This is a genomic window from Kitasatospora sp. NPDC094016, assembly GCF_040304045.1.
Classification (GTDB): Bacteria; Actinomycetota; Actinomycetes; order Streptomycetales; family Streptomycetaceae; genus Kitasatospora.
This window is the reverse complement of record NZ_JBEOUK010000034.1, coordinates 14,326-28,561: the sequence shown is the minus strand read 5'-3', so window position 1 is coordinate 28,561 and position 14,236 is coordinate 14,326. Positions and strand designations below refer to the sequence as shown.

Below are 14,236 nucleotides of genomic sequence, written 5' to 3'. Positions count from 1 at the left end.
GACGGACAACGGCAGCCCCGAAAGGAAGACACCCGCTCCCAAAGCCCCCGCCGCCGGGCGCGAAACGCCCGGGGCCGGCCCCGAATCGCCCAAGGACAAGAAGAAGCCCGGCCCCGAAACGTCAGCGCCTGGCCCCGAAACGAAGACGCCTGGCTCCGGAACACCGGGTACCTGCGGGCCCGGGCCCGCCCCGCTGACCGACGGCTCCAGCAGCGACCCCTCCTGGATGGAGAAAGCCAGGAAGTTCCTGTTCAAGCCAGGCCCGGCCCGCGAGCACGGCGAGCAGCCCACGGCGATGCCCGAGCCGACGGATACGAAACCCGGCCCCGGCGTCGACGACAAGGGCCACGGCACCAAGTGGCCCGGCGTCAAGGCGGCCAGCCCCGGCACCGACAACAAGCCCCCGGACGGCAAACGCGGGCCCGGTGGCCCCGAAACGCCGCGCGACGTCTCCCGAACGAAGGCGTCCGGCCCCGGGACACCGCAAGGCGCCAGGGCGGCAGCCGCACCGCCGGCCGACGACGCCAAGGGCGATCCCGCCCGGCTTGAGCTGGTCAAGCACATGCTGTTCGCGGCCCTCGGCCTGGAGGACGAACCCGCCCCTCCGGTCAACGCCATGCCCGAGCCGGCGACGACCAAGAGCGCCGGCGCCAGCACCGGCACCGGCGACAAGGGCCACGGCACCAAGTGGCCCGGCGCCAAGGCGGCCAGCCCCAGCACCGACAACAAGCCCCCCAGCGCGCCCGCCGGTGCGAAGGCGAGCTCGCTGCTGAAACCCGGCCCCGGGGGGACCACGGGACAGGGCGTACCGCCGAAGCCCACATACCCGCCCTCGCCCCCGGCCGCCCTGCGCGTCACACCGGCCCGGCCGACCCACGGCGGCAACACCGCCCAGAACGACGGAGGAGAAGGAGTGAAGGGGGCCCCGAAAGTGCCGGAGACGACGAAGCCGGTCCTCGGAACGACCGCCGACCGCCGCGGGCAGTCGGAATCGCCGCCGCAGATCTACCCGGCCGAGCCGGCCACGGTACTTGCGGTCAGCGGGAAGGGCGTTGAGTACGAATTCGACGGCGAGGCACCGAAGTTCAAGACCCGAGGAGAGATCCGCAGCCTCAAGGCCTTCACGCGAGCCATGACCGGAAAGCAGAAGCTGCTCGCCAGCCACAGCGACCGCGGCAAGAAGATCAAAGCTGAAGCAGGCGAACTCGCCAGCGAAGTGGGAAACCTGCGCGACGCGGCACGGACGGTCCACGGCGGCGAGCGCCTGCTGAAAAGGCTCGACCAGCTCCACGAGGCCGCCAAGCTCACCAGCGCCAAGGCCGTCGACATGGACACAGCGCTCCACAAGGGTTCCGAGACCGTCAGGACGCTGATCACCAACGCCGACGCCCGCCACGGGATCATCTTCCGCGCTGTCGTGGACAGCGATCTCACGGAGCCCGCCGAGCGGGAGTTCTACCTGGACAAGGAAGGAAGCTGACCACCCATGCCGAAGGTGAATCTGACGTACATCGGCCTGAAGCTGGCCGTCATTCGCGCAGCGAGGAAGGCGCGGAACCTGGCCGACCGCCAGGAGAAGCTGACCGCCACGCTCAAGGAACAGAGCGACGAGGTCGTGAGGATCGCCGACCAGATCGCCAGCCTCAACGTCGACGCGAGCACCGTGGCCGAGACGAAGGAAGTCGGCCGGTATATGCACGTGCTGTGGAAGGCCGCCACCTACTACGCCACGGCCGCGCAGGAAACCAGCAAGTACGCCTTCGCCGCAGACCGGCAGGCACAGGAATCACACGGCGGCATCAAGGAAGCCGCCGACAAGTCCCCGGTCAAGATGGCCGACCGCGGCTGGTACAAGCAGGAATAGGAGCCGGACGATGACGACCGACAACACCGCACAGGCCCAGCCGGCCGCCCGCAACCCCGGCGTCGAGAAGCGCTTCGCCGCCGCCCAGGTCGCAGCCCCCCTCCTCGTCGCGGCGGGGATGCCGTTCCTCGACCCGCAGGCGGCGACCACGGTGAGCACGTTCCTGGCCGCGCCCGTCCTGGTGGCCGGCGCGAACGTCGCAGGACTGCTGTCCGACGGCGTCCTGGACGCCGTGCCGGGCGGGGACATCCTGCGCGCCCACCGGGTGCCGTTCGTCGCCTCCGCGGTGGCCACCGCCACCGCGGCGGCCACCGCCACCCTCAACGGCACCGTCGGCATCGACGCGCTCGTCGCCGGCTGGATGACCATGCCCTCGCTGCCCGGCTTCGTCTCCGTCGCCTGGTGGAGCACCGTCGGCTTCGTCGGCTGGGCCCTGCGCCCCGTCCTCGGCAGCAGCCGGCGCCGCAAGGCGCCGCCCGCACCGCCCGCCCAGGACCCCGAACCCGCCCGCGACGCCCGGGTGGAGAAGATCCTCGGCCTGTGGGACGTCCACATCTCCGGCGAGTACGGCGCCCACACCGGCCAGCACCTGACCCTGCACGGGGTGAGCGAGACGGACTGGGACGGCCTCATCCAGGCCGCACCCGGCCGCCCCGTCACGGTCACCGCCGAGACCGTCTCCGGCGTCTACCGCATCCCCGCCGACTGGATCACGATCGCCGACGGCCCGCACGCCAGCTCCAAGCGCGTCCTCGTCCGCCTCACCGCCCCCACCCAGGACGAGTCCCGGTTCGGCGAACTGGAGACCCGGTGGCTCAAGCGGGTCGCCCGCAGCGGCGGCTGCATGCCCGGCACCCACCTCGAAGGCCTCACCCCCGACCCCGCCACCGGCGGCGTCGCCGCGTGGATCGTCGCCGACGAGGACACCGACGCCCTCAGCATGCCTGAGCCCTTCCGCATCGCCGGGGCCCTGCGCAAGACCACCCTGCTGGTCAGCGTCGAGCCGACCGACGACCCGCGCCGCGCGATCCTGCGGGTCATGGACCGCTCGCCGCTGGAAGACGGCAGGCCCCTGCCCGGCCCCAAGGCCCTGATGGCCAACGACAACGGCTTCGTCACCCTGGGTACCGGCGTGTCCGGCAAACCGTCCCGGGTCCAGCTCTTCGACCCCAAGGGCGGCGCACGCCACGTCCTGGTCGCCGGCGTCACCGGCTCCGGCAAGGGCGGGGTCCTCCAGCTGATCGCCCTCAGCTACCACGTCAACAGCGTGGCGATCATCTACGCCGACCCCAAGGGCAGCTCCAACCCGGACGTGGAAGACATGTCGTCCTTCTCCGGTTGCGGCCTGGACGAAGCCATGGGCGCCCTGCGCCTGGCCTACGCGCTCCTGCAACACCGGATCGCCGAAAGCCAGACCCTGCGCGCCAAGAACTTCAAGGCCAGCGCGGAGCGCCCGTACGTCGCGATGATCGTCGACGAGTTCGCCCAACTCCTCGGGGAGAAATCCCCCTACAGGGCCGAAGCCGCGATGATCGTCGCGGCGCTCGCCGAGCAGGGCCGCTCGCTCGGCATCTGCCTGGTGCTGTGCGGCCAGATCCTCAACCTCGACAAGATGGGCGGCGACACCTCCGTCCGCGACAACGTCTTCTACGGCGGGGCCTTGATCTTGTTGCGCTCCGACAGCGCGCAGACGCACCGCGTCGACCTCCCGGACAGCTTCGACGGGATCGACCCGTCCAAGATCCCGGCGTTCTGGAAGAACAACAACGAGAGCCTCATCTACGACCCGAACGTCCCCGAGGACGACCCCCGCCGTACCTTCGGTGTCGGCTACGTCGTCGGCCCGGACGACCGCGCGGAGATGATGCGTGCCTGGATCCAGGAGTCCGCCGCCGGCCTGTGGGACCCGGAAGCGGTCGTCATCCCGCGCGATTTCCCGCACTGGGACGAGCGCGACCTGATCGCCGCCACTCCCATCGGCGGGGACGCAGACCCCGGCCCCGACCTCGACGACTGGACGCCCGCCGAGACCACCCGCACCAGGCCCATCCGGGAGCTCACCGCCGAGGAGAAGATCCTCCGCATCCTCGACGACCGCCGCGACCCGATCGGCGCGGACGTCGGATACATCCACATCGACGACATCACCTCCATGACCGCAGTGGCCCCCAAGACCGTCGCCAACAAGCTCACCGACCTCGTCAAGGCCGGGAAGGTCGTCCGCAACCCGGACCGGGCCGGCGAATACGGCCTGCCGCTGTACAAGGACGGCGACCAGGACACCCTGCCGGAACTCGACGGCAGCCCCTGACCCCCTGACCATCCCGCGGTCCGCCCGCCCGGCCACCCAGGCCGCGCGGGCGGACCGCTTTCCACACTCCACCCGCCACCCGCGACACAGCCCCGCCCACCGAGAGGAACCACACCATGTCCACCCACCTGATCGTCGGCCCCACCGGCTCCGGCAAGACCCGCCACCTCCGGCAGCTCATCGCCGAGGCCGCCACCGACCCGGCCACCACCACCTGGGCCATCGACCCCCGCGGCGAACTCACCACTGCCGACCGCCGCGCCACCCTCGACGACGCCGAGCAGATGCTCGCCCTCGCCCTCGCCGTCGTCGACCAGCGCACCACGGCCCCGCACAACACCCGCCAGCACGCCCACCAGCCCACCGCGGACGAGCCGCGCATCCGCCTGCTCATCGACGAGGCCGAACACCTCCTGCGCCGCGAAACGACCGCCGAGCAGCTGTACACCCTGGTCACCACTGGCCGCCCCGCCGCCATCGAGACCGTCATCGCCGTCAACGACCTGCGCCTCAGCACGTGGCCGCTCGACCTGCGCGACCACTACCTCGCCGGCACCGTCACCCAACTCCAGGACATCCGCATCGTGCCCGCCCACCAGGTGCTGGCCGACGCCACCCAGGACTGACCGGTCGCCCGGTCTCGCTCCCGGCCCGCACACCGCCCGCCCCACCGCCCCCCGCGGCCGGGCGGGCGGCCTGCGTCCGGGGGTGGGGCCGGCCGACCGGCCGACACCACCGCCACCTGGAGGACCAGACCATGATCGAGCCCTTCCGCCACCTGACCAACCCCACCCCCACCGGCCTGGGGCCGGCGCTGCCCATCGGCACCTACGTGCTGTACCGCGACGTCGACCGCTACCTCGCCGGGCACAGCGACCACACCCGGGCCTGCCGCGTCATCGACCACCCCGCCGACCACCTCACCGCGGGCTGCTCGTCCCTGCTGGACCTGCGCACCCAGGAGCAGATCGTCAGTGTTCCGGTCGAGTTCCTGCGGGTGCTGGACCCGGCGGAGATCATGCACGACATCGACATCGCGCCCCTGCGCACCCTGGACAGCGGGCAGACGCTCTCCGCCGCCGGGGCCTGGCTCGCAGCCCACCGCCGCGAAACCAACTGACGCCCGGCCGACCGGTCTCGTCCCCGGCCCGCACACCGCCCGCCCCGCCGCCACTGGCCGGGTGGGCGGCTGCGCGTTCGGGGGCGGGCCCGGCCGACCGGCCGACCCCGCCGTGTGAAGGAATGCCCCGTGGACCAGCTCCCCGTCCGACCCGACTGCACCGAGGCCTCCACGCCCGCCGTGAACAGGCCGCCGATCGTCACGCTGTGCGGATCGACTCGCTTCACCGCCCAGCTGGCCGAGGCCAACCTGCGCCTGACCGTCGCCGGGAAGATCGTTCTCGCGCCCGGCTGTGACCTGAAGACCATGCACGAGCTGTGGGACACCGAGGCCAAGCGCGAGGCGCTGAAGCCGGCGCTGGACGAGCTGCACCGCGCCAAGATCCGCCTCGCGGACGAGGTGGTCATCGTCTCCGACGCCACCGGCTACATCGGCGACTCCACCCGCGCCGAACTCGCCTACGCCCGCCAGCTCGGCACGCCCGTCACCCGATGGAACCTGCCCGGCGAACCGGTCCCCGACGACGCCGACGTCGACCTGCTCTTCCTGCTCGACGACCTGGACATCGCCGCCGCCGGAGGCTGTCCGGCCTGCGACACCGAGCCCGACCAGATGTGCGCCGCCTGCGGCCTGTGCCGCTGCGAGCGGCACGACGCCTGCACCCGCCCCGCCCCCGAGGCCGCCTGACCCGGCACCAGAAGGAGAGCACCGTGCGCGCGATCGACCTCGACCCGACCGGCGAGCAGCACGGTGGGCTCCCGACCTACCCCTGGAAATACCGCCCGGACGCCAACCTCCTGACCCGCCGCCAGCTGCGCGAGCGAGGCCTCCGCCCGGCCGGGCAGGAGCCGTGCGCGCAGCTGGTCTGTAGGGGCGGGGCTCGCGTCGCCTATCTCTACCGCGCCGACCGGGCCCTGCCGGTGCGCCCGATGACCCCGGGCCGGGCGGCCGCCCTGGACCGGGCGATGGCCGCCCGCCAGACCTGCCCGGTCTGCGCCGTCCGCTACGACCACTGCCTGCCGCTCAAGACCTTGGGCTGCTGCCTGCCCTGCTCCGAGCTCGACGACCAGGAGCGCGAGCTGCTCGCCGCCCTGGCCCTCACCGCCTGATCCACCCTCACCACGTCCTGGAGGACACCGTGAAGCTGCGCGCCTACGCCGGAGTGCTCGCCGAAGCCGTCGCCCACGTCGCCCGCGCCCTGCCCACCCGCGCGCCGGTGCCGGTCCTGGCCGGCATCCTGCTCACCACCGGCCCCGACGGGCTGAGCCTGGCCGCCTACGACTACGAGTCCGTCGCCACCTGCCGCCTGACCGCCGAGATCGCCGACGACGGCACCGTGCTGGTCCCCGGCCGCCTGCTCACCGAGATCGCCAAGGCCCTGCCCAAGGGCGCCGAGGTGGACATCGAGCTGTCCGGCACCCGGCTGCTCGTCACCTCCGGCTCCGCGAAGTTCACGCTGCCGACCCTGCCGGTCGAGGAGTACCCGGCGCTCCCGCCGGTGCCGGACACCGTGCTGACCATCGGCGCCGACGCGTTCGCCGACGCCGTCGGACAGTGCGCGCCCGCAGCCGGCACCGACGACTCCCTGCCGGTGCTCACCGGCGTCCTGCTCACGCTGGAGGGCGAGACGCTCACCCTGGCCGGCACCGACCGCTACCGCTTCGCCGTGCGCGAGATCGGCGTCCAGCCCACCGGCACCGTGCCTGCCGAGCCCAAGCGCACCAGCAAGAAGAAGGACAAGAAGGAGCAGGACGATGCGGTGCTGTGCACCGCGCTGGTCCCCGCGAAGTGGCTGACCGACGCCTCGAAGGCCCTCGCGGGCGAGCACCAGCTGTCCGTCGGCTGGCACGACGGGCAGCTGACCTTCACCGTCCCCGGCGGCCGCACGATCGGCACCCGCCTGCTGGAGGGCGACTTCCCGCGCTTCCGCGGCCTCATGCCCGACCCCGCCGACGCCGCGATGACCCTCACCATCCCCGTCGACGAGGCGCTGGCCGCCATCAAGCGCGTCGCCCTGGTCGTCGACGACAAGCGCCCGATCCGCCTCACCCACGAAGACGGGCAGCTGCTCCTGGACGCCGGCGACGGCGACGACGCCCACGCCGCCGACCGCATCCCGTGCAACGCCAGCGGCGACCTCGCCGAGGGCCGGGAGGGCTGCGACATCGCGTTCAAGCCGGCCTACCTGGTGACCGCCCTCCAGGCGCTCACCACCCCAGAAGCGCGCCTGTACCTGACCCACCCGCACAAGCCCGCCCTGATCACCGGCTACTCCGGGGGCCCCGCCGAGGACGGCTACGAGCACCTGCTGATGCCGATCCGCCTCAACGGCTGACCCCGCCTCACCCCGCCCGCCCCGCACCGCCGGGGCGGGCCCCGGCACCAACCCCAAGACAACGACCCGAACAGGAGCAGCACCCCGTGAACCAGCACACCGAGCCCACCGCCCCCCAGGAGCAGCCGAGCGTCCGCGAGTCGGCCCGGCGCCGGGCCAGCGCCCTGACCGCCCCCGGCGGCATGCTCGACCGGCGCCGCCGCGAGCTGGCGGCCGGCCTGGACGACACTCGACCTGCGTGACCCCGACCAGCACCGCCTCTACCAGGACCTGCTGGCCGCCGTCCGGGCCGCCGAGGAACTCCGGCTCCGGGTCGCCACCGCCGCCACCCACACACTGCCGGACGCCGACCGGGACGCCGTCGAGCTCCAGCACAGCTGACCCACCCCCGGGCACTGACGCTGCCCACCACCGCGCCCGCCGCCCCCGCCACCCAGGCCGGGACGGCGGGCGCGGTGGTGCGCGGCGCGGCCGCCCGGCCGGACCCGACCACCAGATCGGAGAACACGTTGAGCACGATCCCCACGGCGGACCAGCTCACCACCACCACCTTCGAGATCACCACCTTCGGCACCCTCCACCAGGACCCGCCGCTCGGCGACGCGATCACCGTCGACCTGACCACGGCCCTGCGCAACCCGCCGGAGGACCCCGCGGTCCGCGAGCAGATGATCCAGTCCACCGGCCTCGACCAACACGTCCTCGACTACGTCCTGGCCACCCCCGGCGCCCGCGACATCGCCGACCGCACGGTGCGCCGGGCCCTGGCCCAGCACGCCGCGCTGCCCGGCGAGACGGTCCGCATCCACGTCTATTGCCGCGGTGGAAGGCACCGCAGCGTCTCCGTGGGCCGGGAGGTCGGCCGGCGCCTCCAGGCGCTCGGCGCCGCCGTGACCGTGACACACCGCCACGTCCACCTCCCGGTCGCCGAGACGAGCCGGTGACCGCGCCCACCGCGCGGAAGGCCGGCGGCGGGTGCGTGTTCTGCGCGATCGCCGCAGGCCTCGCCCCCGCCGAGATCGTGGCCCGCTGGCCCGATGCGCTCGCCATCGTCCCGCTGAACCCGGTCACCTCCGGGCACCTGCTCGTCCTGCCGACCCGCCACGTCCCCGACGCCGCCTTCGACCCGGCCGTCACCGCCGTGACGATGCGCCGCGCCGCCGAGCTCGCCCAGGGCGCCGGCCCGGCGAACCTCATCACCAGCATCGGCACCGAAGCGACGCAGACGGTCCCGCACCTGCACATCCACCTGGTCCCCCGCCGGGCCTACGACGGCCTCCTCCTGCCCTGGAACAGCAGCTCCGCCGCCGAGGCGCAGACCGTCAGCGACGACCCCACCGGCGCGTGGACCTGACCCACGTCCGGGCACTGACGCTGCCCACCGCTGCGCCCGCCGCCCCGGCCAGCCAGGCCCGGACGGCGGGCGCAGCGGTGCGCGGCGCGGCCGCCCGGCCGACACCAGACGCCGGAGGACTTCATGACCGCCGACACCGCCACACCCGCCCGGAACGCCGCCGCCTACGAGCCGTTCAACCAGCCCGGGAGGACCTTCCGCCGGGACAGCATCCTGGGCGACGCCACCGACTGGGACCTGACCCGCCTCGCGCTCTCCGAGCGCAGCTTCGCCACCTACAAGGACGACCCGTACGCCGACGAGGCCCGGCGGATCGGCGACCTGTTCACCGCCGAGGAGGCGCAGCGCGTCGACGACTACCTCGTGGCGAGCATCCAGGACACCGATCACCTCGACGCCATCGCCACCGCTCCGGAGCTCGCCGACGACGACCGGGCCTGGCTGATCACCGAGCTGCGCCTGGCCTGGGAGCGCCTGGACCGCCTGCGCGACGCCGTCGACAACTCCGGAAGCCTCATGAACACCAGCTACGCCTCCAGCTCCGTCGACTACGTCCGCTGGTCTCGCAAGCCGCAGGCGTACTCCCCCTGCCCGGTACGCGGCCCGGCCGCCTGACCACCGCAGCCCGACCAGCCTTCTCGCGTCCCGCCGCCGAGCCGTCCCGGGCCCGGCGGCGGGACGCCGCCTGCCTGCCCACGAAGAAAGGGAGCCCGTGCTCGCCGCCACGTTCGCAGTCGTCTTCATCGCCCTCTACGCCGGCCACCAGGTCGGAGACCACTGGGTCCAGAGCTCGTGCCAGTCGGCCCGCAAGGGAATGCCCGGCCGGGCCGGCCGCTGGGCCTGCACCAAGCACGTCAGCACCCTCACTCTGACCAAAGCCCTGCTGCTGCTCCCGGCCGCCCTGGTCCTTGACCTCCACCTCACCGCGGCGGGCCTGACGCTCGGCCTGGCCGTCGACGCCGGAACCCACTGGTGGGCCGACAGGCGGACCACCTTGGCCTGGCTGGCCAAGGTGACGGGGAAGAGCGAGTTCTACGGCCTGGGCGCGGACGTCGTCGACACCTCCACCGCCGAGGACGGCATCACCGGCCGGCACCTGGGCCGAGGCAGTTACGCGTTGGACCAGAGCTTCCATGTCCTGTGGCTCTTCGTCGCGGCCCTCATCATCGCGGCCGTCTGACCGGGCACTGACGCTGCCCACCACCGCGCCCGCCGCCCCGGCCAACCAGGCCCAGGCGGCGGTGCGCAGCGGTGCGCGGCGCGGCCGCCCGGCCGGACCCCGCCACGACCGAAGGAGCACACCCCGATGACCGACACCACCCGCACCCACACGCTGCGCGCCGCCCTCGACGCCGCCGACAACATCGCCACCGTCACCGCCGCGGCCGCCACCGGTCTCACCACCTACCGGGCCCTCACCGGCCGACCGGCCGAGACCCGCCTCACCCTCGCCGTGGCCGCCGCCGCCCTCGCCGCCTGCCTCACCGACCAGGCCACCCTCCACCTCCGCACCCCACTGCGCCGCCGCCTTGGCCTGCCCGGCTACGGCTGCACCGCCGCAGCCCCCACCTCCCCGGCGACGACACCCTCGCTGGAGCAGCTCACGGCGGAGGCCGCCCTCGACGCCGCGCACCGCGCCGCCACCAGCGCCCACACCCTCGACCGCGGCTCCGGCAGTCTCACCCAGGCCACCCACTGGATCGGCCAGGCCGACGGCAGCGCCACCTGCGAGCTGACCCCCGACACCCACCTGCTGTGCGTCCCCGCTCCCAGCGACCGATACGGCATCGGAGCCCGCACCTACTACCTCGTCACCGACGGCGAACGCGCCATCGAGGTGCACACCGTCGCCGAACTCGTCGCCCTTCTCGGCCGCCTTGCAGATGCCGGCACCCTCGCCCCGGAGACCGACGACGACGAGGACGAGCACTACCGCGACGACGAGTACGACGGCGGCGAGCCGGACGACCACCGCGACCTGGACGACGAGGACCCCGAGGCCCTCTTCGTGGGCGGCTACTCGCAGGAGCCGCCCTTCTAACCCGGACCCGGGGCGGCCGGCCGCCTCTGTCATGAATCCCGCCACCGGCCGAGCACCCCAACCTCACCTCCGCCCTCCAATCGCTCCTCCACCAGCCCGCCGCCCACCGGCCCGGCCCGCACCCCAGCAGGCCGGGCCGACCCGTCGAAGGAGAACCCGAGATGACCACCACCTCCACCCCGGCCCCCGCCGGCCGCCGCGGCCTCTTCACCGCAGACCCCGCCAACCGGCTGCGCCCCGGCACCCCGGACCGGCCCTGGGAGCTCTGGCTCACCGGCCCCGACAGCCTCCTGCCGATGCCCGACCTCGCCACCGCCCTGATGGCCGCCGCCGAACACAACGCCGCGGCCGCCGACCTGGACGACGGCTCCCCGCTCCAGCCCGCCAGCCACGCCCTGGTCCTCCACCACGGCTACGCCTGGCGCCGCGAAGGCGCAGCCCGCTCGGGCGCCGGCATCGCCGTCCCGTCGCTCTGCTGGACCGCCAAGTGCGGCATCTGCGGCGAACTGGTCGAGGACGAGTACATCCCCCACCACGTCAGCCCCGAGGACGCCGCCAGCGACGCCGTCGGCCGCGAGTGGCACGAGCTCCCCGATGGGCGCCTGGTCTGCGACAGCGCCGACGACGCCCACAACGAGGCCCGCGCCCAGGCGCTCCCCCAGGACGACAGCGCCGAGCCGGACACGAACCAGCTCACCTTTCTGTAGCCCCGCTGACCTGACGGAGGACCACATGCACCGACCCGTCATCGCACCCACCCCCGACAGCCCCGCCAGCCAAGCCGTCGGCCTGGACCTCGACGGCACCCTCGCCCAGGACCACGGATGGCAGGGAGGCCGCATCGGCCTGCCCCAACCCGGCGCCATGGACGCGCTGCGCCTCCTCGCGCGCCACCGCGCGGTGTTCATCTACACCGCCAGGCCGAGGCGCTGGCTGCCCGAGGTCGCCGACTGGATCACCTGGTACTCCGGCATCGCGGCGTTTGTCGACCCGTCGCCGGACCGGGCGTACTGGACGATCGTCGGCGGTCCCATCCTGGTCACCAGCACCAAGCTCGGTGCCGCCGCGTACGTGGACGACCGCGCCGTCCACCACGCCGGCGACTGGACCGACACCCTCGCCATCGTCAGCCGCGCGATCGGCCTCGACCGCGCGGGCGTTCTCGTCCCGGCCTGATCCCCAGCACAGTGAAGGGCCCGCTTCCCCTCGGCTTCGACGCCGGGAGGAGGCGGGCCCTTTTGCGTTTCAGGGAGACCCCGACCAAGATCATTCTTGCCCAATTGTACAAAAACGATCTTGGTCGGGTGGAAGGCGTCGGCGATGAGCTGTCCCTCGTGAGGGGTGGAGCCGGACGTGCCGCCACGTGCTGGCCGCTCCAGTCGTTATCGTCCCTGCATGACCGAAACGACAACGGCGACCTTCCTCGGCGCCCCGGCCCTGCCCGCGCCGCGCCCCGGCGAGGCGTACATCGTCGCCCTGTGCAACCAGAAGGGCGGCGTCGGCAAGACGACCACCACCATCAACCTCGCCGGTGCCCTCGCCGAGCACGGCAAGCGCGTTCTCGTGGTCGACTGCGACCCGCAGGGCAACGCCACCATGGCGTGCAAGGTGCCGCTGCTCGACGAGGACCGCGGCCCGACCCAGGCCACCGTGCTGCTGGAGATGGGCGACCCGCGGCCCCTCATTGCCGAGACCAAGGTCCCGAACATCCACATCCTGCCCGCCAGCATGGACATGTGCTTCCTGCCGTCCCGGATGCGCGAGTCCGGCGCCGGCATCGGCCTCTACCGCAGGCTGCTCTCCCACGTCCTCCACCTGTACGACGTCATCCTCCTCGACCTGCGGCCGGCGCTGGACACCGACACCGATGCGCAGACCGCTGCCGCGAACGCGGCGATCATCCTGGTGGACGTCGACGAATGGGCGATGAAGGCCGTCAAGATGCAGACGGCGCAGCACATCGCCGTGATGCGCCGGGCCGAGCGCCCCGACAACGACCTCACGATCCTCGGCCTGGTCATCGGACGCATCGTCAAGCCGATGGGCGACATCGACTCGAAGATCTACCGGCAGCTCCAGAACCACCCGCGCATCCGCTGCATCGGCGAGGTGCCCATCCGGTCGACCGACCTCAAGGAGTCCCGCGCCGTCGGTCTGCCGGTTGTGCAGCACCGGCCCAAGACCGACACCGCCGGCTTCTTCCGCGAGATCGCCCTCAACGCCGGGCTGGTGAAGGCGGCATGAGCGGCGAGTACGAGATCGACGGCTGGGACGACGAAGACGCCACCGAGGCCGCAGTCAAGACGCTGGTCAACACCTCCAAGCGTGCCACTGAGGAACGCCGGTCCGCAGCCGACCAGGACATGGCCGAGCGCATCAAGAAGGCGGTCGAAGCCGCCCGTCCCGGCCTCGACAAGATCCCCGACCCGGTCGAGCCCTCCGGCGACGGCGACCTGACCCCGGAGGAAGAGGAACGCCTGGCGGCCTGCGTCGAGGGCGTCGAGCTGCTGTCCACCGCCTACTGGGTGGCGGGCAAGTCGCTGGACACCATCGCGGTCGGCCGGCTCTTCCGCCGTCTCCCCCACAAGCTGGAGCCGACCCGCTGCTACACCACGATCGAGGAGTGGGCGGGCGTCGAGCACGGCATCAAGCAGTCGCGGTGCAGCAAGCTGCGCGCCGGCTGGGAGCTCGGGGAGGTCCTCAACGCCAGCGGCTACACGGCCCCCGAGGGCCAGGTCCGCGAGCTGGTCCCGCTCAAGAACCGGCACGGTCTCAAGGCTGCGCTGGGCGTCTACCAGCTGGTGGTCGAAGCGGTCGGCGCCGACAAGGTGACCGCCGAGCGGATCCGCGAGACCGTACGCCTGCTGCCAGGCGACCTGGCCCTCAGCGACGACGACGACCCGCAGGTCATCGCCCACGTGCTGCACGACGCGATCGAGGCGGCCGAACCGGCGGAGCCGAAGCCGTCCGCAGCCCTGTCGACCGAGCTCAAGCGCGACGTCGACCGCCGCGCCGTAGCTCTCGCCGACCGGCTCGACCGCGGGCGCATCGACCGTCAGGAGGTCCTCGGGCACCTGCTCGCGGCGTTCGCGGACGAGAGTGACAACAGGGTGTTCGACGCGGTCTTCGAGCGGATGAAGAAGGCCAGCTGACGTACGCAGCAAGAAAGGGCGCCCGGCCAAATGTGGTGGCCGGGCGCCCTCTTGCGTAC

At 72.7% G+C, this 14,236-nt stretch carries 17 protein-coding genes and 1 pseudogene; all 18 read left to right on the top strand.

Annotated features, from left to right (window positions below; all coding sequences use genetic code 11):
* Window positions 1-226: 226 nt before the first annotated feature.
* The gene (locus ABT015_RS26820; protein WP_350883366.1) at window positions 227-1,480 is read left to right on the top strand and encodes a hypothetical protein; all 1,254 of its coding nucleotides are present in this window, start codon (window positions 227-229) and stop codon (window positions 1,478-1,480) included.
* A 6-nt stretch (window positions 1,481-1,486) separates the two neighbouring features.
* Window positions 1,487-1,864, top strand: a complete 378-nt coding sequence (locus tag ABT015_RS26815) for a hypothetical protein (RefSeq protein ID WP_350883364.1) — start codon at window positions 1,487-1,489, stop codon at window positions 1,862-1,864.
* A gap of 10 nt (window positions 1,865-1,874) precedes the next feature.
* Window positions 1,875-4,175, top strand: a complete 2,301-nt coding sequence (locus ABT015_RS26810; protein WP_350883362.1) for a hypothetical protein — start codon at window positions 1,875-1,877, stop codon at window positions 4,173-4,175.
* 116 nt (window positions 4,176-4,291) lie between these two features.
* Window positions 4,292-4,801 (top strand): type IV secretory system conjugative DNA transfer family protein, encoded by a 510-nt coding sequence (locus ABT015_RS26805; protein WP_350883360.1) that lies wholly within the window; start codon window positions 4,292-4,294, stop codon window positions 4,799-4,801.
* Window positions 4,802-4,932: 131 nt separating this feature from the next.
* Window positions 4,933-5,295, top strand: coding sequence for a hypothetical protein (locus ABT015_RS26800; RefSeq protein WP_350883358.1), 363 nt, complete (start codon window positions 4,933-4,935; stop codon window positions 5,293-5,295).
* Window positions 5,296-5,424: 129 nt separating this feature from the next.
* A pseudogene (locus ABT015_RS26795) lies at window positions 5,425-5,781 on the top strand (hypothetical protein); the annotation flags it as partial.
* A 224-nt stretch (window positions 5,782-6,005) separates the two neighbouring features.
* Complete coding sequence (locus ABT015_RS26790) at window positions 6,006-6,404, top strand: RRQRL motif-containing zinc-binding protein (protein WP_350883356.1); 399 nt, start codon at window positions 6,006-6,008, stop codon at window positions 6,402-6,404.
* Window positions 6,405-6,433: 29 nt separating this feature from the next.
* Window positions 6,434-7,630, top strand: a complete 1,197-nt coding sequence (gene dnaN / locus ABT015_RS26785) for a DNA polymerase III subunit beta (protein WP_350883354.1) — start codon at window positions 6,434-6,436, stop codon at window positions 7,628-7,630.
* Window positions 7,631-7,716: 86 nt separating this feature from the next.
* The gene (locus ABT015_RS26780) at window positions 7,717-7,872 is read left to right on the top strand and encodes a hypothetical protein (protein ID WP_350883352.1); all 156 of its coding nucleotides are present in this window, start codon (window positions 7,717-7,719) and stop codon (window positions 7,870-7,872) included.
* Between the two features lie 267 nt (window positions 7,873-8,139).
* Window positions 8,140-8,574 (top strand): RapZ C-terminal domain-containing protein, encoded by a 435-nt coding sequence (locus ABT015_RS26775; RefSeq protein WP_350883350.1) that lies wholly within the window; start codon window positions 8,140-8,142, stop codon window positions 8,572-8,574.
* Window positions 8,571-8,984 (top strand): HIT family protein, encoded by a 414-nt coding sequence (locus tag ABT015_RS26770; protein WP_350883349.1) that lies wholly within the window; start codon window positions 8,571-8,573, stop codon window positions 8,982-8,984. Before ABT015_RS26775 ends, ABT015_RS26770 begins: the two co-directional genes overlap by 4 nt.
* Window positions 8,985-9,107: 123 nt before the next feature.
* A complete protein-coding gene (locus ABT015_RS26765; RefSeq protein WP_350883347.1) occupies window positions 9,108-9,599 on the top strand; it encodes a hypothetical protein in 492 nt (163 codons plus the stop codon).
* Window positions 9,600-9,696: 97 nt separating this feature from the next.
* Window positions 9,697-10,164 (top strand): transcriptional regulator, encoded by a 468-nt coding sequence (locus ABT015_RS26760; protein ID WP_350883345.1) that lies wholly within the window; start codon window positions 9,697-9,699, stop codon window positions 10,162-10,164.
* Window positions 10,165-10,290: 126 nt separating this feature from the next.
* Complete coding sequence (locus ABT015_RS26755) at window positions 10,291-11,025, top strand: hypothetical protein (protein ID WP_350883343.1); 735 nt, start codon at window positions 10,291-10,293, stop codon at window positions 11,023-11,025.
* Between the two features lie 161 nt (window positions 11,026-11,186).
* On the top strand, window positions 11,187-11,732 hold the full coding sequence (locus tag ABT015_RS26750; RefSeq protein ID WP_350883341.1) for a hypothetical protein: 546 nt from the start codon (window positions 11,187-11,189) through the stop codon (window positions 11,730-11,732).
* 25 nt (window positions 11,733-11,757) lie between these two features.
* On the top strand, window positions 11,758-12,201 hold the full coding sequence (locus ABT015_RS26745) for a hypothetical protein (protein WP_350883339.1): 444 nt from the start codon (window positions 11,758-11,760) through the stop codon (window positions 12,199-12,201).
* Window positions 12,202-12,420: 219 nt separating this feature from the next.
* Window positions 12,421-13,269, top strand: coding sequence for a ParA family protein (locus ABT015_RS26740; protein ID WP_350883337.1), 849 nt, complete (start codon window positions 12,421-12,423; stop codon window positions 13,267-13,269).
* Window positions 13,266-14,177: a hypothetical protein gene (locus tag ABT015_RS26735; RefSeq protein WP_350883335.1), complete on the top strand. Its 912-nt coding sequence runs from the start codon at window positions 13,266-13,268 to the stop codon at window positions 14,175-14,177. Before ABT015_RS26740 ends, ABT015_RS26735 begins: the two co-directional genes overlap by 4 nt.
* The last annotated feature ends 59 nt before the right edge of the window (window positions 14,178-14,236 follow it).

Bases quoted from the DNA above. Each gene is read 5' to 3' on its own strand.
- ABT015_RS26820 (WP_350883366.1), top strand. From the start codon at position 227: ATGGAGAAAGCCAGGAAGTTCCTGTTCAAGCCAGGCCCGGCCCGCGAG.
- ABT015_RS26815 (WP_350883364.1), top strand. From the start codon at position 1,487: ATGCCGAAGGTGAATCTGACGTACATCGGCCTGAAGCTGGCCGTCATT.
- ABT015_RS26810 (WP_350883362.1), top strand. From the start codon at position 1,875: ATGACGACCGACAACACCGCACAGGCCCAGCCGGCCGCCCGCAACCCC.
- ABT015_RS26805 (WP_350883360.1), top strand. From the start codon at position 4,292: ATGTCCACCCACCTGATCGTCGGCCCCACCGGCTCCGGCAAGACCCGC.
- ABT015_RS26800 (WP_350883358.1), top strand. From the start codon at position 4,933: ATGATCGAGCCCTTCCGCCACCTGACCAACCCCACCCCCACCGGCCTG.
- ABT015_RS26765 (WP_350883347.1), top strand. From the start codon at position 9,108: ATGACCGCCGACACCGCCACACCCGCCCGGAACGCCGCCGCCTACGAG.
- ABT015_RS26755 (WP_350883343.1), top strand. From the start codon at position 10,291: ATGACCGACACCACCCGCACCCACACGCTGCGCGCCGCCCTCGACGCC.
- ABT015_RS26750 (WP_350883341.1), top strand. From the start codon at position 11,187: ATGACCACCACCTCCACCCCGGCCCCCGCCGGCCGCCGCGGCCTCTTC.
- ABT015_RS26745 (WP_350883339.1), top strand. From the start codon at position 11,758: ATGCACCGACCCGTCATCGCACCCACCCCCGACAGCCCCGCCAGCCAA.
- ABT015_RS26740 (WP_350883337.1), top strand. From the start codon at position 12,421: ATGACCGAAACGACAACGGCGACCTTCCTCGGCGCCCCGGCCCTGCCC.
- ABT015_RS26735 (WP_350883335.1), top strand. From the start codon at position 13,266: ATGAGCGGCGAGTACGAGATCGACGGCTGGGACGACGAAGACGCCACC.